Annotated in this window: 25 protein-coding genes; 11 read left to right on the forward strand and 14 right to left on the reverse strand. The window is 62.0% G+C overall.

Annotated features, from left to right (window positions below):
- Positions 1-403: 403 nt before the first annotated feature.
- The 5 genes from AC4CWF_RS13635 to AC4CWF_RS13655 all read right to left on the reverse strand — a co-directional run bounded on the left by AC4CWF_RS13635 (position 404) and on the right by AC4CWF_RS13655 (position 5,188).
- On the reverse strand, positions 404-1,465 hold the full coding sequence (locus tag AC4CWF_RS13635) for a sulfate/molybdate ABC transporter ATP-binding protein (protein ID WP_491282189.1): 1,062 nt from the start codon (positions 1,463-1,465) through the stop codon (positions 404-406).
- Positions 1,466-1,480: 15 nt separating this feature from the next.
- The gene (gene cysW / locus AC4CWF_RS13640) at positions 1,481-2,347 is read right to left on the reverse strand and encodes a sulfate ABC transporter permease subunit CysW (RefSeq protein ID WP_491282190.1); all 867 of its coding nucleotides are present in this window, start codon (positions 2,345-2,347) and stop codon (positions 1,481-1,483) included.
- A 197-nt stretch (positions 2,348-2,544) separates the two neighbouring features.
- The gene (cysT, locus tag AC4CWF_RS13645) at positions 2,545-3,399 is read right to left on the reverse strand and encodes a sulfate ABC transporter permease subunit CysT (RefSeq protein ID WP_491282191.1); all 855 of its coding nucleotides are present in this window, start codon (positions 3,397-3,399) and stop codon (positions 2,545-2,547) included.
- A gap of 43 nt (positions 3,400-3,442) precedes the next feature.
- Positions 3,443-4,468: a sulfate ABC transporter substrate-binding protein gene (locus AC4CWF_RS13650; protein ID WP_491282192.1), complete on the reverse strand. Its 1,026-nt coding sequence runs from the start codon at positions 4,466-4,468 to the stop codon at positions 3,443-3,445.
- A 270-nt stretch (positions 4,469-4,738) separates the two neighbouring features.
- The gene (locus AC4CWF_RS13655; RefSeq protein ID WP_491282193.1) at positions 4,739-5,188 is read right to left on the reverse strand and encodes an RrF2 family transcriptional regulator; all 450 of its coding nucleotides are present in this window, start codon (positions 5,186-5,188) and stop codon (positions 4,739-4,741) included.
- Positions 5,189-5,555: 367 nt separating this feature from the next.
- Here AC4CWF_RS13655 and AC4CWF_RS13660 point away from each other — a divergent pair, with 367 nt between their 5' ends.
- The 5 genes from AC4CWF_RS13660 to AC4CWF_RS13680 all read left to right on the forward strand — a co-directional run bounded on the left by AC4CWF_RS13660 (position 5,556) and on the right by AC4CWF_RS13680 (position 9,748).
- Entirely contained in the window at positions 5,556-6,302 is a 747-nt protein-coding gene (locus tag AC4CWF_RS13660; RefSeq protein WP_491282194.1) for a phosphoadenylyl-sulfate reductase, read from the forward strand.
- Between the two features lie 133 nt (positions 6,303-6,435).
- Positions 6,436-7,392 (forward strand): sulfate adenylyltransferase subunit CysD, encoded by a 957-nt coding sequence (cysD, locus tag AC4CWF_RS13665; protein WP_491282195.1) that lies wholly within the window; start codon positions 6,436-6,438, stop codon positions 7,390-7,392.
- A complete protein-coding gene (gene cysN, locus AC4CWF_RS13670) occupies positions 7,392-8,882 on the forward strand; it encodes a sulfate adenylyltransferase subunit CysN (protein ID WP_491282196.1) in 1,491 nt (496 codons plus the stop codon). The genes cysD and cysN overlap by 1 nt, the downstream gene beginning before the upstream one ends.
- A gap of 220 nt (positions 8,883-9,102) precedes the next feature.
- Entirely contained in the window at positions 9,103-9,429 is a 327-nt protein-coding gene (locus AC4CWF_RS13675) for a type II toxin-antitoxin system RelE/ParE family toxin (RefSeq protein ID WP_491285399.1), read from the forward strand.
- Positions 9,419-9,748 carry a helix-turn-helix domain-containing protein gene (locus AC4CWF_RS13680; protein WP_491282197.1) on the forward strand — a complete coding sequence of 110 codons (330 nt, stop codon included), beginning with the start codon at positions 9,419-9,421 and terminating at the stop codon, positions 9,746-9,748. The genes AC4CWF_RS13675 and AC4CWF_RS13680 overlap by 11 nt, the downstream gene beginning before the upstream one ends.
- A 99-nt stretch (positions 9,749-9,847) precedes the next feature.
- Here AC4CWF_RS13680 and AC4CWF_RS13685 read toward each other — a convergent pair whose 3' ends face one another.
- On the reverse strand, positions 9,848-10,873 hold the full coding sequence (locus AC4CWF_RS13685; protein WP_491282198.1) for a LacI family DNA-binding transcriptional regulator: 1,026 nt from the start codon (positions 10,871-10,873) through the stop codon (positions 9,848-9,850).
- A gap of 843 nt (positions 10,874-11,716) precedes the next feature.
- Here AC4CWF_RS13685 and AC4CWF_RS13690 point away from each other — a divergent pair.
- From AC4CWF_RS13690 to AC4CWF_RS13710, 5 genes are all read left to right on the forward strand, one after another.
- Positions 11,717-12,070, forward strand: a complete 354-nt coding sequence (locus tag AC4CWF_RS13690; RefSeq protein ID WP_491282199.1) for a hypothetical protein — start codon at positions 11,717-11,719, stop codon at positions 12,068-12,070.
- A 150-nt stretch (positions 12,071-12,220) separates the two neighbouring features.
- Positions 12,221-12,952: a COG3904 family protein gene (locus AC4CWF_RS13695; protein WP_491282200.1), complete on the forward strand. Its 732-nt coding sequence runs from the start codon at positions 12,221-12,223 to the stop codon at positions 12,950-12,952.
- Positions 12,953-13,213: 261 nt separating this feature from the next.
- Positions 13,214-13,423 carry a cold-shock protein gene (locus AC4CWF_RS13700; RefSeq protein WP_491282201.1) on the forward strand — a complete coding sequence of 70 codons (210 nt, stop codon included), beginning with the start codon at positions 13,214-13,216 and terminating at the stop codon, positions 13,421-13,423.
- Between the two features lie 179 nt (positions 13,424-13,602).
- Positions 13,603-13,824: a hypothetical protein gene (locus AC4CWF_RS13705; RefSeq protein ID WP_491282202.1), complete on the forward strand. Its 222-nt coding sequence runs from the start codon at positions 13,603-13,605 to the stop codon at positions 13,822-13,824.
- 36 nt (positions 13,825-13,860) lie between these two features.
- The gene (locus AC4CWF_RS13710) at positions 13,861-14,241 is read left to right on the forward strand and encodes a DUF6481 family protein (RefSeq protein WP_491282203.1); all 381 of its coding nucleotides are present in this window, start codon (positions 13,861-13,863) and stop codon (positions 14,239-14,241) included.
- Positions 14,242-14,407: 166 nt separating this feature from the next.
- Here AC4CWF_RS13710 and AC4CWF_RS13715 read toward each other — a convergent pair whose 3' ends face one another.
- Genes AC4CWF_RS13715 through AC4CWF_RS13735 form a run of 5 tightly spaced genes read right to left on the reverse strand, consistent with a single transcriptional unit; the run spans position 14,408 to position 19,654 of the window.
- Positions 14,408-15,601, reverse strand: a complete 1,194-nt coding sequence (locus AC4CWF_RS13715; protein WP_491282204.1) for an ABC transporter permease — start codon at positions 15,599-15,601, stop codon at positions 14,408-14,410.
- Between the two features lie 4 nt (positions 15,602-15,605).
- Positions 15,606-16,748 carry an ABC transporter permease gene (locus tag AC4CWF_RS13720; protein WP_491282205.1) on the reverse strand — a complete coding sequence of 381 codons (1,143 nt, stop codon included), beginning with the start codon at positions 16,746-16,748 and terminating at the stop codon, positions 15,606-15,608.
- Positions 16,745-17,458, reverse strand: a complete 714-nt coding sequence (locus AC4CWF_RS13725) for an ABC transporter ATP-binding protein (RefSeq protein ID WP_491285400.1) — start codon at positions 17,456-17,458, stop codon at positions 16,745-16,747. Before AC4CWF_RS13725 ends, AC4CWF_RS13720 begins: the two co-directional genes overlap by 4 nt.
- A gap of 41 nt (positions 17,459-17,499) precedes the next feature.
- Entirely contained in the window at positions 17,500-18,573 is a 1,074-nt protein-coding gene (locus AC4CWF_RS13730) for an efflux RND transporter periplasmic adaptor subunit (RefSeq protein ID WP_491282206.1), read from the reverse strand.
- 37 nt (positions 18,574-18,610) lie between these two features.
- Positions 18,611-19,654, reverse strand: coding sequence for a helix-turn-helix domain-containing protein (locus tag AC4CWF_RS13735; RefSeq protein WP_491282207.1), 1,044 nt, complete (start codon positions 19,652-19,654; stop codon positions 18,611-18,613).
- A 354-nt stretch (positions 19,655-20,008) separates the two neighbouring features.
- Between AC4CWF_RS13735 and AC4CWF_RS13740 the strand changes: the two genes are divergently transcribed.
- Positions 20,009-21,178: a sensor domain-containing diguanylate cyclase gene (locus tag AC4CWF_RS13740; RefSeq protein WP_491282208.1), complete on the forward strand. Its 1,170-nt coding sequence runs from the start codon at positions 20,009-20,011 to the stop codon at positions 21,176-21,178.
- A gap of 206 nt (positions 21,179-21,384) precedes the next feature.
- On the opposite strand, the gene AC4CWF_RS13745 is transcribed toward AC4CWF_RS13740, so the two are convergent.
- The 3 genes from AC4CWF_RS13745 to AC4CWF_RS13755 are packed head-to-tail and all read right to left on the reverse strand — an operon-like array spanning position 21,385 to position 24,076.
- Complete coding sequence (locus tag AC4CWF_RS13745) at positions 21,385-22,266, reverse strand: MurR/RpiR family transcriptional regulator (protein ID WP_491282209.1); 882 nt, start codon at positions 22,264-22,266, stop codon at positions 21,385-21,387.
- A complete protein-coding gene (locus tag AC4CWF_RS13750) occupies positions 22,266-23,327 on the reverse strand; it encodes an ABC transporter ATP-binding protein (RefSeq protein ID WP_491282210.1) in 1,062 nt (353 codons plus the stop codon). Before AC4CWF_RS13750 ends, AC4CWF_RS13745 begins: the two co-directional genes overlap by 1 nt.
- Positions 23,324-24,076: a glycerophosphodiester phosphodiesterase family protein gene (locus tag AC4CWF_RS13755; RefSeq protein ID WP_491282211.1), complete on the reverse strand. Its 753-nt coding sequence runs from the start codon at positions 24,074-24,076 to the stop codon at positions 23,324-23,326. The genes AC4CWF_RS13750 and AC4CWF_RS13755 overlap by 4 nt, the downstream gene beginning before the upstream one ends.
- Positions 24,077-24,080: the final 4 nt, after the last annotated feature.

The raw sequence follows: 24,080 nt of genomic DNA on the forward strand, positions 1-24,080 counted from the left end.
TGAGGATCTGTCGAAAGCATATCCATGTCTGGCCCGTCAAAGCTTAAAAGTCCGGCAGTGGCACATAAAAGTCCTGCATGGTCTCAAGCTTATGGCACGCAGACGTAAACCAAGACGTAAGCGCCAAGGTTTCGAATGCGTGAAAACCGGTCCCGGGCGTGGTCCAGATACGGCGTCACTGATTGTCGGTCATTCCCCCAAGTGTTTCCGGAAAACAATGCTGCAGCTGGACAATCGCGCGCAGAATGTTGTCAGGCGCATTAGGCATAAGACATCGGACCGGGCAGTCAATATCTGATGCGTCCGGATGCAAAACATCTTATACTGCAATGCACGCGCAAAAACCCTCTGCAACGCCGTGCGTCGATCCCGAATTGCCATGCCCGGGATCAACGGCCCTCGGTCAGCCCTCGAAAAACAGCCGCCAGCGGGTTGGACGGAAGGAGAGGTCAGCCCCGAGCGTCACGGGTGCATCGAGCGGCACCTCGATTTCGACGTGATGCGGCTTGCCGCCCTTGGCCTCACCGTTGGAAATGTCGATTTCGGCAATGCGGGTGCCGGCAAGGCGACGACAGGCGGTGACCTTGCCCGACAGCGCATCGGCTGCGTCCATCAGCACCACATCCTGCGGGCGGAAGAACAGGCGGGCCTTGCCGTCTGCTGGCCCCTCTCCCGCCGTGCCGATCCCGATCGGGCGGCCGTTGAAACGGACGCCATCACCCGCAAGCGTCACCGGCAGTTCCGAGGAGGAGCCGATGAAGGAAAAAACGAAGGGCGAACCCGGCCGGTCATAAACATCGTCGGCGGTGCCCACCTGTTCAATTTTGCCCTGGCTCATGACGACGACGCGGTCGGCAAGCTCCAGCGCCTCTTCCTGATCGTGGGTCACGAAAACGGTGGTGTGGCCGGTGCGATCATGAAACTCGCGCAGCCAGCGGCGCAGTTCCTTGCGCACCTTGGCGTCGAGCGCGCCAAACGGCTCGTCGAGGAGCAGGATACGAGGTTCGATCGCCATGGCACGGGCAAGCGCCACGCGCTGGCGCTGGCCGCCGGACAGCTGGTTCGGATACCGTTTGTCGAGCCCCGTCAGTTGCACCATCTCGAGCAGATCGGCGACACGTTTGCGGATCTCGGCCTTGGGCGGACGCGTGGCGCTGGGGCGCACTTTCAGGCCAAAGGCGATGTTTTCGGCGACCGTCATATGGCGAAACAGCGCATAACTCTGGAACACGAAGCCGACATTGCGCTCCTGCACCGTGCGGTGCGAGGCATCCTCCGTGCCGAACAGGATCTTCCCTTCCGTCGGCTGGTCGAGACCGGCGATGAGGCGCAGAAGCGTCGTTTTGCCGGAACCGGAGGGGCCGAGCAGCGCGATCAGCTCGCCCGAGCGGATATCGAGCGAGACATCGTTCAAGGCCGGAAAGCGGGCGAATTCCTTGCGGATGTGGTTGATGGTGACGTCCATGGGAAGTTGCGCCTTTCAATGCCGGCGGCCGCCAGCGCCACCGGCGCCGAACCGCAGTTCCAGAAGTGTTTTGAGAGCAAGCGTGACGAGGGCAAGGGCCGCCAGCAGCGAGGCCACGGCAAAGGCTGCGACGAAATTATACTCGTTGTAGAGGATTTCCACATGCAGCGGCATGGTGTTGGTAAGCCCCCGCACATGGCCGGAGACGACCGAGACGGCGCCGAATTCACCCATGGCGCGGGCATTGCAGAGAAGCACGCCGTACAGCAGACCCCATTTGATATTCGGCAGCGTCACGAACCAGAAGGTCTGCCAGCCGGACGCCCCAAGCGACAGGGCCGCCTCCTCGTCACCCGTGCCCTGATCCTGCATCAGCGGGATCAGTTCGCGCGCAACGAAGGGGAAGGTGACGAAGACGGTGGCAAGCACGATGCCGGGGACAGCAAACAGGATCTCGATGCCGTAGCTTTTCAACCACGGCCCAAGCACGCTCTGGCTGCCGAACAACAGCACGTAGACGAGGCCGGAAATGACCGGCGAGATGGAAAACGGCAGGTCGATCAGCGTGGTGAGGAAAGCCTTGCCCTTGAATTCGAACTTGGCAATCGCCCAGGCGGCGGCCACGCCGAAAACGAGGTTGAGCGGCACGGCAATGACGGCGACCAGCAGCGTCAGCTTGATGGCAGACACCGCATCCGGCTCCACCAGCGCCTCGACATAAGCTTCCGTACCCTTGCGGAACGCTTCAACGAAAACGCCGACCAGCGGCAGGAACAGGAAGAAACCGAGGAAAACGAGGCCGATCAGGATCAGCAGCAGCTTGACCAGCGGGCTTTCATCGGCGGGGTTGCGGAAATGTGTGGTGCGGGCGGACTTAGACATGAGACAAGACCCTCCCTGCCCTGCCGGGCGACCGGGGTCGAGCCACGGGTCTCGCCCCGTCCTTTGGACCCCCCACGAGGGGGGAGAACCGACGTGGCAAGCGCTGCGTTCCTGCATCAAAGGGTGCGGCTGGGTTAAGCCCTCCCCCTTGTGGGGAGGGTTGGGAGGGGTTCTTCTTCAAGGAAACTCGAAAAACGTCACACATAACCATACCTCCTGCGGCTCCAGGCCTGGATGAGGTTGATGACCAGCAGCATGGCAAAGGAGATGGCGAGCATGATGGTGGCAACCGCGGTGGCGCCGGCGTAATTGAACTCCTCCAGCCGGATGACGATGAGGAGCGGTGCGATTTCCGAGACGTAAGGAATATTGCCGGCGATGAAGACCACCGAACCGTATTCGCCGACGCCGCGGGCGAAGGCCAGCGCAAAGCCGGTGAGCACAGCCGGAGCGAGCCCCGGCAGCAGAACCTTGAAAATGGTCTGGAAACGGTTGGCACCGAGCGTTGCCGCCGCCTCCTCCACCTCTCGGTCGATCTCCTCCATCACAGGCTGCACCGTGCGCACCACGAAGGGCAGGCCGATGAAGATGAGCGCGACGACGATGCCGATGGGGGTAAACGCAATGCGAATATCAAACGGTGTGAAGAACGCGCCGATCCAGCCTTTTGGCGCATAAAGCGAGGCAAGCGCGATGCCGGCAACGGCCGTCGGCAGCGCAAACGGCAGGTCCACCATGGCATCGATCAGCCGGCGGCCGGGAAAATCATAGCGCACCAGGATCCAGCAGATCAAAACGCCGAACACGGCATTGACCACGGCAGCAATCAGCGCGGTCCCGAACGATATATAAAGAGCGGCAAGCGTGCGCTCATCGAACAGGATGGAAAAGAATTGCCCCCAACCGAGCGACGCCGTGCGCCAGACAAGGCCCGTGAGCGGGATGAGAATGATCAGCGACAGGTAGGCGAGCGAAAAGCCGAGCGTCAGCCCGAAACCCGGGATGATGCTCGGCTGTTTCCATCGCCACCGCGAGGTGGCTGTTTTTGTCATGCGAACGGATTTCCTCCGGTTCCCCTATATATATAAAGTGAGCTTAGCGGCCCGGCTTGTAGATCTGGTCAAAAATGCCGCCATCGCCGAAATGCTCGGGCTGGGCCTTTTTCCAGCCGCCGAAGATCGGATCGTCGATGGTGACGAGCTTCACGTCAGGCAGTTTCTTCAAAAGCTCAGGCGCCACCACCTCGGGTTTTGCCGGGCGATAGAAGTGCTTGGCGGCAAGGTTCTGGCCTTCATCCGAATAGAGATATTGCAGATAGGCCTCGGCTACCTTGCGGCTGCCCTTGGCATCGACATTGGCGTCGACCACGGCAACCGGCGGCTCGGCAAGGATCGAGATCGGCGGCACGATGATATCAAATGAGTCTTCGCCGAATTCCTGGCCGGCCAGATAAGCCTCGTTTTCCCAGGCCAGCAGCACATCGCCGATACCGCGCTGTGCAAAGGTGACGGTGGAACCTCGGGCACCGCTGTCGAGGACAGGCGCGCGCTTGTAGAGATCGGCGATATAGGCCTTGATCTTCACCTGATCGCCCTTGAACTCTTCATTGGCCCAGGCCCAGGCGGCAAGATAATTCCACCGCGCACCGCCCGAGGTCTTCGGGTTCGGCGTCACGATCTGGATATCGCCCTTCACGAGGTCGCCCCAGTTGTGGATGCCCTTCGGGTTGCCCTTGCGCACCAGGAACACGATGGTGGAGGTATAGGGAGAGGAATTGTTGGCAAGACGTCCGCGCCAGTCCGGCTTGATCTTGCCGCCATTGTCGACGATGGCGTTGATGTCGCTTTCGAGCGCCAGCGTCACCACATCGGCTTCCAGACCGTCGATGACCGAGCGGGCCTGCTTGCCGGAACCGCCATGCGATTGCTGGATGGTGACGGTTTCGCCGGTCTCTGCCTTGTAGTGCTTGGAAAAGGCCGCGTTGAACTCCTTGTAGAACTCGCGGGTCGGATCGTAGGAGACGTTGAGCAGCGTCGTATCGGCAAAAGCCGGGGCCACGAGGCCGACACTGAGCGAAATTCCAAGCGCAATGGCGCCCAACCCATTCTTCAGTCTCTTCATGACGGTCCCTCCATCGGAATGCCACGTTAATGTCTACTGAACAGGTAGAGTTGGTCAATCGGGCTGACGCAGAAGGCAAAACTGTTTCCCTGCGCCGCAAATCGACAACAAAGAATGGGATGCGAGACGGCAATGTGGCGCAAAACACTGGTGGTGGGAAGCATCAGACGCGCAAACTTCATCCATGACGAGCGCGCAAAACGGGTGGATGGCGACAGAAATTCTGCGCCGGATCCTTGCCTCAAGCCGGTTTTTCAGGTGGATGCCGGTTCAGGCGATGGCAAGCTCCAGGGCCCGCGCGTCTTCGACACCGCCGACAGCATCGGCGATGGTGGTGGAAAACAGCACGTCGCGGCTGGCATCGGCGACGCGGGCAAAGACATGGCGGATTTCGCAGAGGTGTTCGCCATCGCAATCCTCGCAGCGGCGATAGGCCGTCTGTGACAGGCAGGGCAGCGGCGCGATGGGGCCATCGATCAGCCGCAGGATTTCGCCAAAGGTGATGTCCTGCGCCGGCTTCAGCAGCAGATAACCGCCCTGCTTGCCGCGTCGGCTTTCCACGATGCCGTTCCGCTTCAGTTCCAGAAGGATCTGCTCGAGAAATTTCTTCGGAATGGCCTGCTGCGTGGCGATTTCCGAGATCATCAGCGGACGCTCGGTGTCGGCTTGCGCCAGAGCGGTCAGCGCCCGCAGGGCATATTTGGCTTTCTGCGAAATCATCAAGGTTCCATCAGCGAGATCGAATGCGAGTTGACCTCTGGAAACCCCGGCAACAGGATCGTCGGGAATGGCGGTCGACAGGGCGTGGAGAGGCATGCGCACGGCCCGCCACACGCAAGCCGGAGCGGGTGCCCCGGGCGCGTTCAGGCCGCGTCCCCGCACTACCCCAAATCCACCGGAAATACAAACGGATCAGCCCCCTCAATGGCAGCCGCGCGCAGGTTTTTGCCGGCAGGCGCCAAGTTTTCTCGGGAAGCGGCGTTTTCTAGAGATATTTGCTCTTACGCGCGCGCGCTTCAAATCCCTGTTTCTGTCTCCCGCAGCCCGGTCATGGCATAACCCTTGGCAACACAGCGGATTTTGCTTCATGACCTTGCATCAGACACTTCAGGACATCGCCTCGCTCGACGCTGAACTCGCAGCGCTTCCTCTTGCCGGCCGGCTGTCGCTGGCAGCAGGCCTTGGGCGGGCGGTGTTTACCACCTCGCTCGGCATCGAGGATCAGGTGATCACCGCCGAGATTGGCACGCACCAGCTGCCGATCGAGGTTTCGACGCTGGAAACCGGCCGGCTGTTTGCCGAGACGGTGGCGCTGATCGGCGAGACCGAGGAGCGCTACGGCATCACCATCAGGCGCTTTTATCCCAAACCTGCCGATATCGAAGGTTTTGCCGCGCAATACGGCCTCAACGGGTTTTACGACAGCGTGGAAGCCCGCCACGCCTGCTGTCATGTGCGCAAGCTGAAGCCTCTCGCCGAGGCTTTGGCTGGCGCCGACATCTGGATCACCGGCCTTCGTCGCGGCCAGTCCGGCAACCGCGCCACCACGCCCTTTGCCGAGTATGACGCCGAGCGCGGCCTCCTCAAGATCAACCCGCTCGCCGACTGGTCGCTCGAGGCGATCAACGCCCATGTCGAGGCCATGGATGTTCCGGTGAACCCGCTGCACGCCCGTGGGTATCCCTCCATCGGCTGCGAGCCCTGTACGCGCGCCATCAAGCCCGGCGAAAACGAACGCGCCGGCCGATGGTGGTGGGAAAACGACGAAAAACGTGAATGCGGCCTGCATGTGCCCGAACCGTCCGCCTCCTCCATCATCCCCACCCAGAACTGAATGATTGCCGACCCTCTTAAGGCCTCCTCCTCTCCCCGCCGGGACCATGTTTCCCAAACGCGGTGAGAGGCGGGATGGCAGAGAGCGGCACATCAGAAAAAGACACAGGGCGAAAAACCCCAGGAAAGACAAGATGCATATCCACACCTCCGAATACGATCCGCATTCCAAGGACCAGGTTTCCAAGCCGCCGCTCGATCCGCATCTGAAGGCGCTGGAAAACGAAGCGATCCACATTTTTCGCGAAGTGGCCGCCGAATTCGACAAGCCGGTGATGCTCTATTCCATCGGCAAGGATTCTTCCGTGCTGCTGCATCTGGCGCGAAAGGCGTTCTTTCCGGGGCGTGTTCCTTTCCCGCTTTTGCATATCGATACCGGCTGGAAATTTGCCGAGATGATCGCGTTTCGCGACCTGATGGCGGAAAAATACGATCTCGACCTCGTCACCTACACAAATCCGCGCGGAAAAAGCGAAGGCGTGACCCCGTTCAGCCATGGTTCGGCACTTTACACCGACATCATGAAGACGGAAGCGCTGCGCCAGGCGCTGGATGCCGGCGGATATGATGCAGCATTCGGTGGCGCGCGCCGTGACGAGGAGGCAAGCCGCGCCAAGGAACGCATCTATTCCTTCCGCACGCCCGAACATCGCTGGGACCCGCGCAACCAGCGCCCGGAACTGTGGAACATCTATAACGGCATGATCCGCAAGGGCGAAAGCGTGCGCGCCTTCCCCCTCTCCAACTGGACGGAAGTGGACATCTGGCGCTACATCCAGGCGGAAAACATTCCGCTGGTGCCGCTCTATTACGCAGCGGAACGCCCTTACGTGGAACGCGACGGCATGATGATTCTGGCCGAAGATCCGCGCCTTGAACTCCTGCCCGGCGAAACCGTGCAGCAGGGCATGATCCGCTTCCGCACACTCGGCTGCTTCCCCTTGACCGGCGCCATCCGCTCGACGGCAACAACGCTGGACGAGGTGATCGCCGAACTCGAAATCGCAACCGTCTCCGAACGCCAGGGCCGCGCCATCGACCGCGACCAGTCCGGCTCGATGGAAAAGAAGAAGCGCGAAGGATATTTCTGATGACCGCTCAGAACACCAAGACGGCCCAGACGGTGGCCAGCAATGTCGTTCCGTTTGCCGAACCGGTAAAGGCCGTGCGCGACAGCCGTCCGCTGCGCCTCATCACCTGCGGCTCCGTGGATGACGGCAAGTCGACGCTGATCGGCCGCCTTCTGTGGGACACGAAGGCGGTGAAGGAAGATCAGGCCGCGACGTTGCGTCGTGACAGCGGCAGCCAGAACGATCTTGGCCTGCCCGATTTCGCCCTGCTGCTGGACGGGCTCCAGGCCGAGCGCGAACAGGGCATCACCATCGATGTCGCCTATCGTTATTTCGCCACCGACCGGCGTTCCTTTATCGTGGCCGACACACCCGGCCATGAGCAATATACCCGCAATATGGCAACCGGCGCCTCGACGGCGGATCTTGCCATCCTGCTCGTCGATGCCCGTGCCGGCCTTCTCGAACAGACACGCCGCCATGCCACCATCGCCTCGCTGATGGGCATCAAGCAGTTCGTGCTTGCCGTCAACAAGATCGACCTCGTCTCCTACGACAAGGCGATCTTTGAAAAGATCAGCCATGATTTCAAGGAGCTGGCGCTGTCTCTTGGCGTGCGTCAGGTCACTGCCATCCCGATGTCGGCGCTGAAGGGCGAAAACGTCGTTTATGACGGACGCGCCGCCATGCCGTGGTACGAAGGCCCGAGCCTTGTCGAAACGCTGGAGCTTGCCACCACCCGCTCCGCCCAGGCCGGCGGTTTCCGCCTGCCGGTACAGCGTGTCTCGCGCCCCGGCGAAAGCTTTCGCGGGTATCAGGGCACGGTTGCCGGCGGCTCGATCAAGCCCGGCGACAGCGTCACCATCCTGCCGTCTGGCATGGTCGCCAACGTCAAGCAGATTGTCACCTTCGACCTCGTGCGTAACGCAGCCGTGGCGGGCGACGCCATCACGCTCGTGCTCGATCGGCAGGTGGACGTGTCGCGCGGCGATATGATCGTCTCCATGGACGGCCAACCGATGACCGGCCTCAACTTCGATGCGCATCTGGTGGCGCTGCAGCCGGGCGGCATCGAGCCTGCCAAGCGCTACTGGCTGAAAAGCGGCGCGCGGCGCCAGCGCGTGACGATCACACCCACCTCTCAGCTGGAGCTTTCGTCCGGCAAGTGGAAGCCGCATCACGAAACGCTGTCGATGAACGCGATCGGCAAGGTGCATCTGACCTTTGACGAAGTGGCCGTGTTCGACCCCTACGAACAGAACCGCGGAACCGGTGCCTTCATCATCATCGACCCCGATACCAACAACACGGTGGCCGGCGGCATGGTGACGGCCAAGCGCACCGACCTTGGCGGCATTCACCGCGAAGGCCAGCGCGTGCTGATGTCGCTTCCGGCAGACCTTGCCGACGAGCTGATGGCCAGCGAGACCTTTGCCGCCCGCCGCGACGAGGTTGACCTGCGCCGCATCAGCGCCGCCCGCGCCGCCGATCTTCTTGGCGAAATCGAATAGGCTTTTGGGACTTGAAAAGATGAGCCGGCCGGGGCGATGCCTCGGCCGGCTTTTTGCTACGCACTTTTTGGGGGATGGGGTGCGAGGTTGGAATGGTCTGCAATGAGGTGGCGAGGGTTACGATAACGTGACATTGTGAGAACTCCCCCTATGAGTGCGCAGGTGATCCTGCACCTGTCATCTTGACTTTATATCTTTTAGGATATATTTCTTGAGGAAGATGATGTCCTATGTCGTGAAGTTCCATTCCGATTTCGTCCCGGAATGGAAGGTGCTGGATCACCTTGAAGATGATGGCCCGTTCCTCAGACGGCCTGAGGTGGATACACTTTCGGGTTCCGCGCACGCCAATATGAAGGAAATCCGGGTGACATTCGCAAAGCAGGTGTGGCGTTTCGCCTTTGCCTTCGACCCCGACCAGGCTGCGATTATCCTGTGCGGCGGCGACAAACAGGGCAAGAACCAGACGCTCTTTTACAAGCAGCTGATCAGCAAGGCTGATCCACGTTTCAGTTCGTGGCTGAAGGATAGAGAACATGGACAATGACTGGAAGACGCTGCGCGCCGAACTCCCGCAAGACGTTCGTTCACGCCTCGACGAAAAGCGGGAAACGCGCCGCCTGGGCAAGGCTCTGGCCGAAGTGCGCAAGGCGATGAACGCCACACAGCAGGACGTTGCCACGGGCGCCGCGATGACACAGAACACCGTCTCGAAGATCGAGAGCGCTGACGATGTCCTGCTGTCCTCGGTCATCCGCTACATGCATTCCATTGGAGGCGGCGTCGAGCTTGTCTTGAAGATGCCGGACGGCAGGGCGAAACGGGTCGACTTCGATCCTGAGATCGATGTGAAGCAGTACGCCTAACCCCAAGGCCGCGCGCACACATGGATGGCAGGTGCGGCCCAGTCCATTATTTTGGATCCTGCGCGTGCCGGCGATGTGCCAGTCCGGCTTCGTCCAAAATCACCCCTCCCGCTTGCGCGTGGTGCGGCGTTCGATCAGTTCGAAACCGAGCTTGATGGTCTGGCGTTCGATGGCGTTGCCCTCGGCGCTGCGGATCAGGAGGTCGCCGGCGCGGTAGCCCATTTCGAAGAGGGGCGTGCGCACGGTGGTGAGCGGCGGGTTCATCACGGCTGCGAAATCGAGGTCGTTATAACCGCAGATGCCAAATTCGTCCGGCACGGATTTTCCCAGCCGCTGCGCCTCAAACAGCACGCCAAGCGCCAGATCGTCGTTCTGGCAGAAGGCCGCATCGATGCCGGGGCGAACCTTCAAGGCCCGGCGCAGCAGGCGGCAGCCCATCTGGGTGGTGGTGGTGGCATTTTCGTGGTGGATGAGATCGGGATCGTAAAGCCCGGCTTCCTGCAGCACGCGCGCATACCCCTCCGTGCGCCGGCGTCCGCGTTCGTCGGGTGTGCCGCCGAGAAGGGCGATGGTTCGATAACCGCAAGCCAGCAGATGGCGGGTGGCAGCCTCGGCGGCGGCCGCATGATCGACCGCAATGGCTGCCCCCGCCGTCTCGATGCCGACATCGACCACCTGGATGACCGTGCAATTGGCGCGACGGATCAGGTCGCTGATCTCGTCCAGCCCTTCAAGGCCACCGAGCACGATGCCCGCCGTGTTCTGCGACATCAGCAGCCGAACCTGGCGCTTTTCCTCCTCCACGGAATTGTGCGTATTGGCATATTGGATGCGGAATGTGCTGTCGCGCACCCGCTCCTCCACCCCTTGCATGAAGCTGAGGAAGGCGCGGTTGGTGAGCGAGGGCACCAGGACACCGAAGGTGGAATTGTGACGGCTGGCCAGCGCTCGCGCTGCCTGATCGGGCACATAACCCATGTCGTCGATGAGATCGAGAACGCGCTGGCGAAGATTGGGAGAGACCTTTTCCGGCTCCCGCAGCACCCGCGACACGGTGATGGCACTGACGCCGGCACGCGCTGCCACATCCATCAATGTCGTGCGCTCGCTGCGCCCCCGCCTCAAAACCCTGTCTCCCTCGACCCTTCTGCCAGTGGCGCCAGCAGCACTTTGTCCGCCATGCGAGGCACGGACGGGAAACTGATGGATGGACGGAGTTTTTCGTACATGCGTTGTTTTTCCAGCTCCGCGTCGCAACCCTAGATGATTGCAACCAGTATCTCCGGAAGCCTGAAATAAGCAACGGCGCTCGGCAAGAAAAAACAGGAGCGGCAGAAGAACTTGTTGACAACGAAAAACAGATGTTTATGTAATTCTTAAATTACGTAACCGTGATGCCTGTGTATCGCTTGAATATGTTGATACAACCTGCACCACGGGAACATAAGCATCAATAGAAAACCGGCGGTCAGAAGACCAGACGGTACACCGACCATAGAATGACCGCCCACATCAGCATCGAGATGTTGAGCGACAGAACATAGGGCGAGTGGTAAAGTTTCATCATCATCATCTTTCCTCCTCCGCGACGGCACGCCTCCACACGACACCGTCACAGGAATGAAATATAACCGCAAAGGTTCCACGACGCAATAACTGGTCAGCAGCAATTCAGCCGTTATGGCACAGCCTCCACAGGACATTGCCTCACTGTGAAACGGCCTGGCTCGAGCGTGCCATTGCGCGACATTAATGCGGCACCACGTGACAAAAAAGTAAAAGCAGCGGTTTATTTTCATGGCGCACGCAGCGCCCTCTCGCGGATACCCCCGCAAATCTGCTAGTGCGCCTCTTCAGGCACATGGGCCTTGTCCGTGCGCCACGGCGCGTGCTCCGCCAAGCCGAATTGCGTTTGAAGACGGCTTGCGAGAATGCCGTTTCACGAGAGATGAGAAGGGTTTACCAGAGATGAACTACCGCTTGATTGCTGCTGCCGCACTTGCCGGCGTGCTGTCCGGTTGCGCCACGACGGCTTCGCCGCCCTCGCCGATCGAGGCACGATGGAAAGGCCAGTCGGCCGGCGTGTTTTTTGCGCGGTTTGCGCCGCCTTATAGCGATGTCACCTCCGGTTCGCAGACCACCTATAACTGGCGCGGCGGCTTCCAGCGCATCAAGACGAAAGACGGCCGCTCGATGCGCGTCAACTGCAGCGCGCAGATCGTCACCGATCAGGACTACCGCATCCAGTCGATCACCGTCACCGCAGACCGGCCCGGCGCCAACGGCCCGAGCTACTGCACCGAGCTACTGACCGCCGAATAATGTTTTCGCCCGGTGGCGCCGCACGCGCCACCGGGTGTCCCTGCTGCAGCACTTGCCATGGGATGCATGTCACGAAAAAGCCCTCAACTCCGGGATGCTGGATGAAAGACGGCCTTTTGAGAAAAGCGTTGCGGGCCGCCGGAGACGCTTATGGGCCGCATATCCGCATGCATTTTGCCAGCCGGCGCCACGCCTGACGTGCCCGATGCGACCATGCGCGATCGCACCGCTCCGCCCTCCTCTTCTTTCTTGCGAAAGCTTCGGGCGCTCACAAGCGCCCTCACAACTGCCGCCTGCCTTGTGATGCCCCTACAGGCATTTGCGGCAGAGATCACCGGCATCGAGATCACCCCAGGCTTCGGCCTGATCACGGTCAGCGGCCAGATCGTTGCCGGTGACGCGCAGCGGTTTTCGGCCGTCGCCCGACACTATCCCGGCGCCACGGTGCGGCTGACAAGCCCCGGCGGCGAACTGGAACCGGCGCTTGCCATCGGCACGCAGATAGCCGCCAGGCGGTTTGCCACCAGCGTCGCGCCCTCATCGCTTTGCGCCTCCGCCTGCGCACTCATCTGGCTTGCCGGTAGCCCCCGCATCATGTCGGCCGACTCGCTCATTGTCTTTCACGCCTCCTATCGCCTGGAGATGGACGGGCGCAGGGTGCTGAGCGAACGCGGCATAGGCCGCGTGCGCCAATACCTTGCCCGCCTGCGCCTGCCCGCAGAAGCGATCTCGTTTGCCGCGCAGGACGCAACAGGCGCTAAGCCCGAGGAAAGCCTGGCGAGGCTTACCCCGGAAAAGGCCCGGTCCCTTGGCCTTGCCGTTGATGTCCACCGCGCACCAATGGCCGGCGCACCCTTTCCCGAAAGGCCGACACTGCGCTGATAAAGGCCTGATATCGTTATCCTTCTGCATGCGGATCGGCCCGGTCTCGGGAGCGGCATTTCCGAAGTCGCGAAAATAAAAATTGACAAGGAAGCCGCCAGCCCTTAGGTATGGGTCATCGATATTTTGCTTGCTGAGCTTTGGTTACCGCGCGATTAGCACCGCGCCCTGAACGAACCTTTCCTTTCAAAACAATCGTTATCACCATCCGCGAGGCATCTGCTTCGTGGTTCCTCACGTATTGCTAAGAAAGGGTTCATCATGACCACTGGCACCGTAAAATGGTTCAATTCCACCAAGGGCTTCGGCTTCATTCAGCCTGACAACGGCGGCGCTGACGCCTTCGTTCACATCTCGGCCGTCGAACGCGCCGGAATGCGCGAAATCGTCGAAGGCCAGAAGGTTTCCTACGACCTCGAGCGCGACTCGAAGTCGGGCAAGATGTCGGCCTGCAATCTTCAGGCTGCTTAATTCGGTATCTGCTTTCCCTTGACCACGGATGTACTGGCACTGTCGAAAGCACGTGTACCAAGCGAGGTCAGGCAAAAATTGCCTGGCCTTTTTTATTGCCGCGGCCGCATAGCCCGGCCGTTCTCCTGGATGCTCACGGCCCGCGTGCATGCGCCGGCCCTTCCCGGGAAGGGAACATCATGACAGAGACTTACAGCAAATCCCGCCAGCAGGCCGAAAAGGCCTTCGGTGCCACGCAGACGCAGTTTTTTGCCAATGCGCATGCGGTGGAAGAACTGGACTCCATCACAAAAGCCCGCGACGACAAGACGGCGCGGCTGCGGGAAGCGCGCCTTCAGCGGGATCTTCAGGAAAGCCTGAAGCCTGCAAGCCCGTCATCAAAACGCGCTAAGAAACCCTGACTTCATCGCTACACTATCTTCAAACGGGACAGAGATTTGAAAAATATTCGAAACAACGAGATTTCCGAGCGTCGCGGCACTGCCGCCGAGGCAAAGGCCGCCCAGCTTGCAGCCTACCGTGCTGCCATGCAGGCCGCGGAACCGAACCGGGAAGCCAAGCAGGCCGAGCGCCTTGCCATTGCCGAGGCCCGCGATGCGCGCCGCGCCGAACGCGAGCAGGTCAAGCTTGAGGAAAAGAACCGCATCGAAGCGGAAGAGGCCGAGCGCGCGGCCGCCATTGCTGCTGCCGAAACCGCTGAAGCCGATGCCCGCGACGCCGCCAACAAGAACCGCGTCAGCCGCGTCATCGAAGACGAAGCCGCTCGCAAGGCAGAACGCGACCGCCGCTACGCCAACCGCAAGGCACGCCAGCGCTGATAGACTGCAAGGCCGCAACGGGATCCGCCCCAAATACTGGCGCGGCCCCCTCGGCTATGCCCAGAACCCGGCGGCCCCGGTGAACACCACCGGTCCCGCCCCGCCTTCCGGCATTTGACCGGCTGGCATTTTCTCCCATTCCAGATCGTCTCCCCCCAAAAAATCGTTAGCCCCTTGCCCGCAACGCTGCCGTCAGCGGCAAGCGTGTTGCGGCGAGTGCCGGCAAGGCGCCACCGATAAGGCCGATGAGAAGGCCGAGCAGGCCAGCCCACATCATCACATCCGGCGTCACCGCAAGATCAAACGACATGCGGGCATTGTTGGCACCGATCGTGCTGGCCTGCCAGCCGTTGAAGGCAAGGCGCGAGAGGGCAAGGCCAAGAATGGTGCCAGTGGCGGCCAGCATCACCGCCTCCACCCAGGTGGCGAAGAAGGCGGAAGATCGGCTGAAGCCGAGGGCGCGCACCGTTGCGATCTCCACGGTTCTGTCGGAGACCGAACTCATCATCGTATTCAGCGCACCGGCCGTGGCACCGATGGCCATCAGGCAGGCTAGCGGCCAGCCGAACAGGCGGATGAGGCCGGCCGTGCGGCCGGATTGTCCGGCATAAAGTTCGGCTTCGTTGACGGCGGTGAGCGGCGTTTCCGTCATTTTTGCAAGGTTTTCCCGAAGTTTGATGAGGGCTGCCGGATCGGTGAGGCGCAGCTTTACGCTCTGGACCTCCCCCTGCCGGTCGAAAGTGGCGCGAACCGTCTCCAGATCCGCCCAGAGTTCGGATTCAAACGCGCTGCCGCCGGCTGCAAATTCGCCTGAAACCGTCCAATCCACCGGCCCGAGCCGCAGCACATCCCCGACATGCAGGTGAAATTCGCGGGCGATGCGCGCGCCGATGACGATGTCACGCGCACCCCCTGCAAACAGATGCCCTTGCGTCAGCGTCACGCTGTCGCGGAGGACGGCACCGGCCGCATCCATGCCGCGCAATGCAAGCGTGCGGGACGCCCCGCCCCCAGCATCTGCCAGATCGACCGGCACGACGATTTCGCGCGACATCAGAAGATGGCCTGCGGCATCGCGTAGGAGCCCGGTATCGGCCGGCAGAACCGAGAGCGCGTGAACGGTGCCGGGGGGAATCGCCGAGCCGCTTTCCTGGTTGGTGCCGCCACCGAGAACCACGGCCACCAGCGGCGAGCCGGCGCCTGCCAGCGCCAGTTCAAACCCGCGCGCCATGGCGAGAAAGCCCGCAAGGGTTGACACCACCAGCGCCACCGAAAGCGCCATGGAGGCAGAGAGCGCAAGGCGCCGGGGAAGGCTTGTGAGGGCGGCGCGGATCATCACGCGCGATTGTCGGAAAGACATGGGATCACCTCGTTCTGAAGGCTTGGACAATGGGGGTTTTCAGCGCGTTGAAGGCAGGCAGCGCGCCCGTCAAAAAGCCGAGCAGCGCGATGAGCAAAATCGCCCGCAAGACGATGAGCGGCGTCATCACAAGGCCAAGCTCGGGGCCGGCCAGAATCGTCAGGAGTTTTGCGAGCGCAAGCCCCGCCGCGCCACCGAGCGCCAGCACGAACAGTGTTTCGGCAAGGATCAGCGCCAGGATCGCTTTTTGCGAAAAGCCGAGCGTTTTCAACACACCGATCTCGAAGCGGCGTTCGCGCACGGCAAACACCATGGTGTTGACGACGATCAGCATCAGCGTGACGAAAGCCGCACCGACGACGAGGTTCACGATGAGGCCGACATCGGCATATTGGCGCAGGAACGCCTCGAGAAACTGTTTTTCCGACTGGGTGCGCGTGGGCGAGGCGGAGTTTTGAAATTGCTGATCGATGCGGGCGGCAAGGCGTGCCGCGTCCGTGCCGGCTTTTGGGCGCACCACGAAGGCATCCACGGTATCGCGGCCTTTTGCGCGGGCTGCATCGACATAATCGAGGCGGGCAATGCTGAAATAGGTGTCAGTGGAGGCGTTTTCGCCCTCGAAAATGCCGGCAATGGTAAAACGCCAGTCGCGCCCTCCATCCTGCCGCGCCATGGCAAAGGCGCTGACGGTGACCGACTGGCCCACCACAAACCCTTGCGCATCGGCAAGGGCGCGACCGACAAGCAGCGTATCGCGCGCCGTGCCCATGGCCGCCATCAGCTCTGGCGTAAGCCCAAGGTTTTTGCCATTGACCGCCATCATCAGGGCGGGATCGACAGCACTGACGGCAAGGACATTCTTTTCCGTGCCGACAAATCCGCGCAGACGCACGAGCGGGGCAATGGCTGCGATATCGGGATCACCCGCCAACCGCGCCCTTGCCGCCATCGGCAGGGACTGGCCGCGACCGCCGGCGCTCATCACGCCCAGAATATCCTCGCTTGCGGCAGACGCGCCTTGTGAGCCGGCGAGAAAACTTGCGGTCAGTCCATGGATCAGGAAGGCAACGGCCACGCAGGTGATGAGCAGCACGGTGCGCAGGGGTTTTCGCCAGGCATTGCGGCGGGCAAGATCAAACAGGGTCATCCGGCAGCCCTCGTCTCTTCCAGAAACTGGCCCTTGTCGAGATGCAGCGTACGGCGCGCCTGAAGGGCGGCCTGCGGATCATGTGTCACCATCACGATGGTCTTGTTCATCTCGGTGTTGAGAAAGCGCAGCATGTCGAGCACCGCATCGGCGGAGGCGCGGTCGAGATCGCCGGTCGGCTCGTCGCACAGCAGAAGGTCCGGATCCGAGACGATAGCGCGCGCAATGCCGACGCGCTGCTGCTGGCCGCCCGACATCAGGCCCGGCATCTGTTTTTCCCGTCCGGCAAGGCCAACGAGATCGAGCACTTTTGCGACCCGCGCCCGCCGTTCACGCGCCGATAGCGGTTTTAACAGCAGTGGCAGTTCGACATTTTCGGCCGCCGTCAGCATGGGCAGGAGATTGTAGAACTGAAAAACGATGCCCATGTGATGCGCCCGCCAGGCGGCCCGCGCGCCCTCCCCCATCTGGTCGAGACGGCTGTTGCCGATACGAAGCGTGCCGCCATCGGCCCGGTCTATGCCGGCGAGCATGTTGAGAAGCGTCGATTTTCCAGAGCCGGAGGGACCCATGATGGCGACGAAATCACCGCAGGGAATGGCAAGGTCAAGTCCTGAAAAGATCGGGATCGTCTGGCCGCCGATGCGGTAGGTTTTTTGCAGGTTTTCAAGGGCGATATAAGGCTCGGCTGGTAGCGGCACATCTGGCATCGGCGTTTCAGCCCGTGATGTCTGCATGGTCTCGGCGGTGCTCATGGCAGGCGGTCTCCGGTGGGATCGAGGAAAAGGCGGATGCGGGCGGCCATGTTTGGCCGAATACCCTGCGGCGGGTCGCGGAGCGAAAGACGCAGCGAAATCGTGCCCTTTTCAGCGGAGGCGGCGGGCGCCAGACGGGTGACGGTGACCGCAAAGGCATGATTAGGAAAGCCATCCAGCACCGCCTCCCCGGCAAGGCCTGCCCGAAGCATTGCGATCTGGCTTTCGGCGATATCGGCATCGATCACCAGCTGCGCGGTATCGGTGAGCATCAGAAGGCTCTGGCTTTCGCGCACGCTGTCTGCGCGGGCCAGCACGCTGTCTCCCACATGCGCCTCAAGCCGGGTGACCGTGCCGGCAAAGGGGGCATGCACGGTCAGCGCATCGACTTTCTCCTCTGCGATCCGAACGGCAAGATCGGCGCTATCCACCGACTGGCGCGCCTGCGCCACGGCATTCACCGCCTTGCGCATCGCCGTGTCCTGCTCCTCCAGCGCCTGCCGGGTGGCAGCATCGCGCAAGGCAAGCGTTTTGGTGCGCGCAAGGGATGCGGCGGCCTGTGCAAGGTCGATATCGCTTGCCTGCGCTTGCAACTCTGCCTTTTGCCTGTCGGCCACGGCCTGTTCGAGCGCAAAGCGGGCGCTGGCGTCATCGAGCACGACAAGCACCTGGCCGGCGGCCACGACATCGCCAACGGCGACCGCGACGCGCACGACCTCCCCTTCATATTTGGAAAACACCGCCGTCTTCTGAGGGGCCATGACAAAACCGGACCCGGTGATTTCGCGCGCCGCGATGGCTGGCGGGGGAATAGGCACAGGGTTCTGCAGCGCCGGCGCCGGCGTTTTATCCGGCGCGCTGGTGGGCCAGACGACGGAGGCGCCCAAGGCGGCGGCACCGAAAAATGCGGCGAAAAGCAGCGGGTATAAAAGACGCCGGCGTTTGCGTGCCGGCGGCTCCTTGATCGGCGGGAGCGGCTCCTGAAAAAGAGAGCGCAATGTTTCGGTGCGCGCCCCGTCGCGCGCCGGGTGGGATGTCTCGGGGTAAAGGGTGTGGGCTTGTCTGTTCATGCCGCAACGATGACGCAGCGGCCGGCGGTGCGAGACCTTAAACGTGCTTTGCGCCGTGCGAAATCGCGATCGAGGACGCCTGTTTGTCGCGCCACTCCAGCGGCGTCATGTCGGTCACCCGGCGAAATTCCCGGTTGAAGTTGGATTTGGTCTGGAAACCGACGGCAAACATGATCTCGGTCACCGGCCGGTCGCTCTCTGCCAGCATCTGGCAGGCCTCGGCGATGCGCTGTTCGTTGACATATTGCGAGACGTTTTTGCCCGTGGCCCGGTTGATGGCCGCCGAAATCTGGCGTGCAGGAATGCCGGCCTTGCGCGCCAGCCGGTCAAGGTTGAGATCGGCATCGCGATAGACGCGTTTTGTGCGCATCAGGCCCTCGATGGCGGCAAGCGTTTCGTGATCTTCAGGCTGCGAGGGTTCTGCGACCGGCTCGGGCTTTTCGGCGGGCGCTGCGCTGGCGCTGGCCGCAGCCGCCGCAACCGAGAGAATGGCAAGCAGCGCCAGATTGCCGACAGCCACGACCGGACGGGCATATTCCCCATGCGTGAAGGCCATATCGAGAAACACCAGAATATCGATGACTGCGGAAAACAAGAGCGCAAAGGCGGCAAACAGGATGGCGCGGTAGGCCCGGACGCTTCCCTCGAACGGCGCAAGCTTCAGCGCATCCGCCCCCGGCCACATCAAAAGAAGAATGGCCATGGCATAACCGACAAAAATCGCCACCAGCACAAGATCGATGGGGTCACGGCCGAATATCAGCAGCATCACGATGGAGAAAGCCGGAAGCGCGTGGAGCAGAAGCCGGCGCGGCAAGGGCATGCGGCTTTTGCGCACCAGCCGCAGCACGCCCGCGTAGGCAAGCGGCGGCACGAGCGCTGCCCCGACCGGCGCCAGATACATCACCCAGCCCACGCCATACCCCCAGCGCAGTCCAGCCAGCAGCGACTGGAGGATGCTCAAAAGAATGAGGGCCAGAAACGGAAAATTGCGCGCGCCGTCCTCATCGCGTCTCACGACATGGACGAAAACGACAACGAGAAGAATGGCAACGACAAAGGGAAGCGGAATGAACGGCATGAGAGACACTGTGCGCGAAGCGATCCAAATATCATGACCGGGAACCGCACCGAACGCGACCTCAAACGTGATCGAGAACCGGAAGACACACGATAACCGCCCGGAGCGATCTCTTCGCCCGTGTGCAGCAGCCCCCGACTGCCCTTTCAAGGTTGTGACTCTGTCAGCGCGCCACTGGAGAAAACGGCACATGTCTGCTATCGCGGACGGAGAGGCACACGGCCAACTGTATCAGGAGGAGACAACGGCCAGATCACTGTCTTGACATTGAGATTTCGTTAAGCTGCCCCACAATAAAACGGATCGTGACGAAACGACGTCGGGTGGTGACGTTCCCCTCAAGCCGAGCATATCATGGGCACGAGCAATATCATCGTTTATGTGCCGCCTGTGATTTTCGGGATGGTCGCCATCATCTTCCTGCAACTGTGGCGAAGCGGCATTGCGACGACCTGGCACTGGAGTGCGGGATTTGCGCTGACCGCCTCCGGTTTCCTGCTGTCGACCTTTCCCGTCGGCCCGCAATTTGATGCCTTCGTCTCAGGCGTGATCTTCATCGCAGCCGCCTATTGTTATTCGAGCGCCGTGCTTGAGCATTTCGAGGCGCCGTCGTGGCATCGGACGCGGCGGCTGTTCTGCGCCATCTATCTTCTCCTCCTCATCCACACCGTCTTCATCATGCAGAGCCTGCGTTACCAGCTGCTGCTGACCGATGTCGGCTTTGCCTGCCTTGTGGCGCTGGCGCTCGGGACGAGCCTGCCACGGGCCTCGCGCGGCATCGACCGTATCCTCCTCGCCTCGGTTGGCCTCGTTTTTGCCGATACGATGGTGCGGGCGGTGGTGTTTTTCTTTTTTGTGGATCAGAGCGACGATCTCGCCGATTTCGTCACCTCCGCCTATAATCTGAGCGTCCACGTCACGACGATCACGCTCTGCCTGACCTTTCCGTTTGCAGCGCTTGCCGCCATCGGATCGGCGGCCATTGAACGGCACCGGGATGCGGCAGAACGCGATCCGCTGACGGGCCTGTTCAACCGGCGCGGCTTTGACGCGGCCATCGACCGCGCCTTTCCGCTAGGTCTCTCTGCCGGATCGGTCATCGTCTGCGACATCGATCACTTCAAGGCGATCAACGACGCCTACGGCCATGCGGCAGGCGATGAGGTGCTGGTGCAACTGGGCAGACAGTTGCACCAGGCAATCGGCGCCCATGGCATACCGGCCCGCCTCGGCGGCGAAGAATTCGTCGCCTACCTGCCGCACCACGCCCCGCAGGAGGCAGCCCGGCTTGCCGAAACGTTTCGCATGGCCGTGGCAAACCGGATCTTGAACCTGCGCGGCACATCCCGAACCATGACCCTCAGCCTCGGCATCGCCCCGCTGGAGCCCGGCCGCAACACACTTCAGACGGCGATCGACCGCGCCGACGAAGCCCTCTACCGCGCCAAGGCCGCTGGCCGCAACCGCACGACAATCGCAACGCCTGCAGGGGATATCGAGGGGGAAAAAACGGCACGAGGGTGAAAAGAGTTACGCATCGACATCACCCGCGAAGACGCCGCACGACCGGGTCAGGTGATGCTTGTCCGGCATGCCGGTCGAGACCTTTATCCAGACCGGCGAAAGAAGCGTCGCTTCCTATCTGCTGAAACCCTAAGGCGACCAGATCATGCGCGCCTTCCGGGAGAACTGACGGGAGAGCGGGAGGGGGCGAGAAAGAAAGCTTCGCTTCAGTCGAGCTTCAGCCGTGTCTCGGCCCGGAACGACCGCAGTTCGCCAAGCGCCCGGATCGAGCGACCGTCATCGATGGCGGCAAGATCGAGAATGATCGCGTTGGCGATGGTCATCGGCACCACGAGCGATTGGGATTGACCGGGCTCTCCGCGTGAGACCGAGATGTGGCGATCCGGCGCGGGATCGATGCGGGCGGCATGCAGGTCCGTCAGGGCCAGCGTTACCGCGCCACGCTCGGCGGCAATCCGGCGAACCTCGTGCACCAGAGGCGCGACGCGGCGGAAGGAGAGAAGCCAGACCACATCGCCTTTCGAAAGAGACCAGAGAAGCTCCGGCATCTGATCCATCTGGCTGGCGATGTTGACGGCCTCGTATCCCGATCGCACCAAGCGCAGCGTAATGAGGGCCGAGAGCGCCGAAGAATGGCCGCGCCCGAAGACGAAAATGCGGCGGCTGTCGCGCAGGTGCTCGGAAAAGGCGCGGATATCGGCATCGGATACGGTGTTGCGCGCAGTGTTGAGCGCGGCGATTTCACTATCCAGAACCGAAGCGAGCAGGCCGCCCTCCTCGGCCCTGACGAGCCGGGCGGCCATACGCGCGGCAGAGCTTTCAAAATCGCCGCCGCCATCTCGAAGACTGGCCTGCAGGAAGCTGCGAAACTCCGGATATCCCTTGAAACCCAGCCGCCTTGCCAACCGGACGGCGGAGGCGGGATGGACGCCGGCGCGGAAGGAGACATCCTTGCCGTTCTCCATCGCAGCCCGGATCGGGTCCTGCACCAGCACATCGAGCAGGCGCGTATCGGCATCGGTGAGCCGGGTCGAATGGCGGCTGATCAGATCGGCAAACGCCGGGGGAAACGGGTCTTGCCTGTCCATCACTCTTCCGCTGTTCTGATGCTGCGCAAATCACGTGTGAGATCGACCCGCTCTCCACTGTCGTTATCAAAGAACAGCGCCCGGTCAAGATCGTAGGAGATCCACAGCTGCGCCGCAGGGTCCGACATGGTGCGGCGCGGTGCAATGGCCGTCAACCGTCCCGCCGCACTGTCGCAATGCAGGAGCAGATCCGATCCGGTCATTTCCGACAGGACAAGGCGCGCTTCCAGCGCCGGTCCCGCCGGCTTTTGCGCATGAACGCTGAGGATATCCGGGCGCAGGCCTGCCGTCAGCCCCTGCATGCCCTGCCAGCCCGGCAGTTTCTCCGCAGCGACGAAATTGATCGGGGGCACGCCGAGAAAACCGGCGACAAATCGATTGGCGGGGCGGTCGTAGATCACTTCCGGCCGGTCGAACTGCTGCAGGTGGCCATCCTTCATGACAGCCACCCGGTCGGCCAGCGACAGGGCCTCTGTCTGGTCATGCGTGACATAAACGATGGTGGCGCCGAGCTGGCGGTGCAGATCCTTGATCTCGGTGCGCATCGCCACCCTGAGCGCATTGTCGAGGTTGGACAGCGGCTCATCCATCAGGAAGGTGGAGGTGTTGCGCGCCATGGCGCGACCCATGGCGACACGCTGGCGCTGGCCGCCGGACAGCGCGCCCGGCTTGCGCTCCAGATAAGGTTCGAGCTGCAGCATGCGCGCCACCTCCTCGGCCCGCCGGTTGCGCTCGGCCTTCGGCATACCGCGCAATTCCAGCCCGAAGGAAATGTTTTCACGCACGCTCATATGTGGGTAGAGCGCATAGTTCTGGAAGATCATCGCGATGTCGCGGTCCTGCGGCGCCAGATCATTGGCGCGAATGCCGGCAATCTCGATCTCGCCGGCATCGGCGCGCTCCAGCCCGGCGATCAGCCGCAGCAGCGTGGACTTGCCGCAACCGGAGGGGCCGACAATGACGATGAACTCGCCGGGATGGAACTCCATCGACACATCGTGCAGAACCGTCGGTCCGCCCGGATAGGCCTTGCGGATGTTGCGAAGGGCAATGCCGCTCATGCCGTGATCTCCTTCTGACGAAAGGCAGTGCGCCGGGCAATCGCCAGCGTCGGCCGGTCGGTGGTAAACACCTTGACGCCGAGCGCCAGCGCCTTGTCGATCTGCGTCGGCGTGTGGGTGGCCCAGCAGCCGAAATCGATCCCGGCAGCCTGCACGGTTGCAGCGAGCGTGGCATTGGCCGTGTCGATATGCACGCCGATCTCCGGCACGCCATGCGCCCGGCACAGCTCGATCACACCATGAACGCCAACCTGTTTCAGCACCGGCGGGCTGACCAGCCACAGCCGCGGCCGGTCGGTGGCAGCCGCCAGATCGTCCAGCGAGGAGAGCAGGAAGGAGGAAAAGGTGGTGCGCGCCAGCATGGCGTGGCGGGCAAGCAGGTCGATCACCTTCGGCACGAAACCCGGATAGGCAAGGCCATCAGCCCCGGGCTTGATCTCGCAGCGGAAATCGACGCTGGATGAGGCATAGAGCGCGCAGAGTTCGATGAGCGTCAGCGGATGGCCGCCGGCGCTGTAATGGATGGTGGCGGCCTTCACCTCGGCAAGCGTGAGGCCCGCAATCGCGCCCATCCGGTCAGTCGTTCCCTCCAGCGTCGGATCATGGTGGACGACGATCGCGCCATCGGCTGTCGGGTGGACGTCGAATTCCACCTCCTCCAGCGGCATGGCAGCGGTCGCGGCAAAACCGCGCGGTGTGCTGTCGCCATATTCGAGCGTGCCGCCGCGATGGGATGCGATGCGTGTCATCAGT

The sequence above is a fragment of the Neorhizobium sp. PAMB6630 genome (genome assembly GCF_058242775.1).

What these genes read in the sequence shown, in the direction of transcription:
- AC4CWF_RS13635 (WP_491282189.1), bottom strand. Translation starts at nt 1,465, where the DNA reads ATGGACGTCACCATCAACCACATCCGCAAGGAATTCGCCCGCTTTCCG.
- cysW (WP_491282190.1), bottom strand. Translation starts at nt 2,347, where the DNA reads ATGTCTAAGTCCGCCCGCACCACACATTTCCGCAACCCCGCCGATGAA.
- cysT (WP_491282191.1), bottom strand. Translation starts at nt 3,399, where the DNA reads ATGACAAAAACAGCCACCTCGCGGTGGCGATGGAAACAGCCGAGCATC.
- AC4CWF_RS13650 (WP_491282192.1), bottom strand. Translation starts at nt 4,468, where the DNA reads ATGAAGAGACTGAAGAATGGGTTGGGCGCCATTGCGCTTGGAATTTCG.
- AC4CWF_RS13655 (WP_491282193.1), bottom strand. Translation starts at nt 5,188, where the DNA reads ATGATTTCGCAGAAAGCCAAATATGCCCTGCGGGCGCTGACCGCTCTG.
- AC4CWF_RS13660 (WP_491282194.1), top strand. Translation starts at nt 5,556, where the DNA reads ATGACCTTGCATCAGACACTTCAGGACATCGCCTCGCTCGACGCTGAA.
- cysD (WP_491282195.1), top strand. Translation starts at nt 6,436, where the DNA reads ATGCATATCCACACCTCCGAATACGATCCGCATTCCAAGGACCAGGTT.
- cysN (WP_491282196.1), top strand. Translation starts at nt 7,392, where the DNA reads ATGACCGCTCAGAACACCAAGACGGCCCAGACGGTGGCCAGCAATGTC.
- AC4CWF_RS13675 (WP_491285399.1), top strand. Translation starts at nt 9,103, where the DNA reads ATGATGTCCTATGTCGTGAAGTTCCATTCCGATTTCGTCCCGGAATGG.
- AC4CWF_RS13680 (WP_491282197.1), top strand. Translation starts at nt 9,419, where the DNA reads ATGGACAATGACTGGAAGACGCTGCGCGCCGAACTCCCGCAAGACGTT.
- AC4CWF_RS13690 (WP_491282199.1), top strand. Translation starts at nt 11,717, where the DNA reads ATGAACTACCGCTTGATTGCTGCTGCCGCACTTGCCGGCGTGCTGTCC.
- AC4CWF_RS13695 (WP_491282200.1), top strand. Translation starts at nt 12,221, where the DNA reads ATGGGCCGCATATCCGCATGCATTTTGCCAGCCGGCGCCACGCCTGAC.
- AC4CWF_RS13700 (WP_491282201.1), top strand. Translation starts at nt 13,214, where the DNA reads ATGACCACTGGCACCGTAAAATGGTTCAATTCCACCAAGGGCTTCGGC.
- AC4CWF_RS13705 (WP_491282202.1), top strand. Translation starts at nt 13,603, where the DNA reads ATGACAGAGACTTACAGCAAATCCCGCCAGCAGGCCGAAAAGGCCTTC.
- AC4CWF_RS13715 (WP_491282204.1), bottom strand. Translation starts at nt 15,601, where the DNA reads ATGTCTTTCCGACAATCGCGCGTGATGATCCGCGCCGCCCTCACAAGC.
- AC4CWF_RS13720 (WP_491282205.1), bottom strand. Translation starts at nt 16,748, where the DNA reads ATGACCCTGTTTGATCTTGCCCGCCGCAATGCCTGGCGAAAACCCCTG.
- AC4CWF_RS13725 (WP_491285400.1), bottom strand. Translation starts at nt 17,458, where the DNA reads ATGCCAGATGTGCCGCTACCAGCCGAGCCTTATATCGCCCTTGAAAAC.
- AC4CWF_RS13730 (WP_491282206.1), bottom strand. Translation starts at nt 18,573, where the DNA reads ATGAACAGACAAGCCCACACCCTTTACCCCGAGACATCCCACCCGGCG.
- AC4CWF_RS13735 (WP_491282207.1), bottom strand. Translation starts at nt 19,654, where the DNA reads ATGCCGTTCATTCCGCTTCCCTTTGTCGTTGCCATTCTTCTCGTTGTC.
- AC4CWF_RS13740 (WP_491282208.1), top strand. Translation starts at nt 20,009, where the DNA reads ATGGGCACGAGCAATATCATCGTTTATGTGCCGCCTGTGATTTTCGGG.
- AC4CWF_RS13745 (WP_491282209.1), bottom strand. Translation starts at nt 22,266, where the DNA reads ATGGACAGGCAAGACCCGTTTCCCCCGGCGTTTGCCGATCTGATCAGC.
- AC4CWF_RS13750 (WP_491282210.1), bottom strand. Translation starts at nt 23,327, where the DNA reads ATGAGCGGCATTGCCCTTCGCAACATCCGCAAGGCCTATCCGGGCGGA.
- AC4CWF_RS13755 (WP_491282211.1), bottom strand. Translation starts at nt 24,076, where the DNA reads ATGACACGCATCGCATCCCATCGCGGCGGCACGCTCGAATATGGCGAC.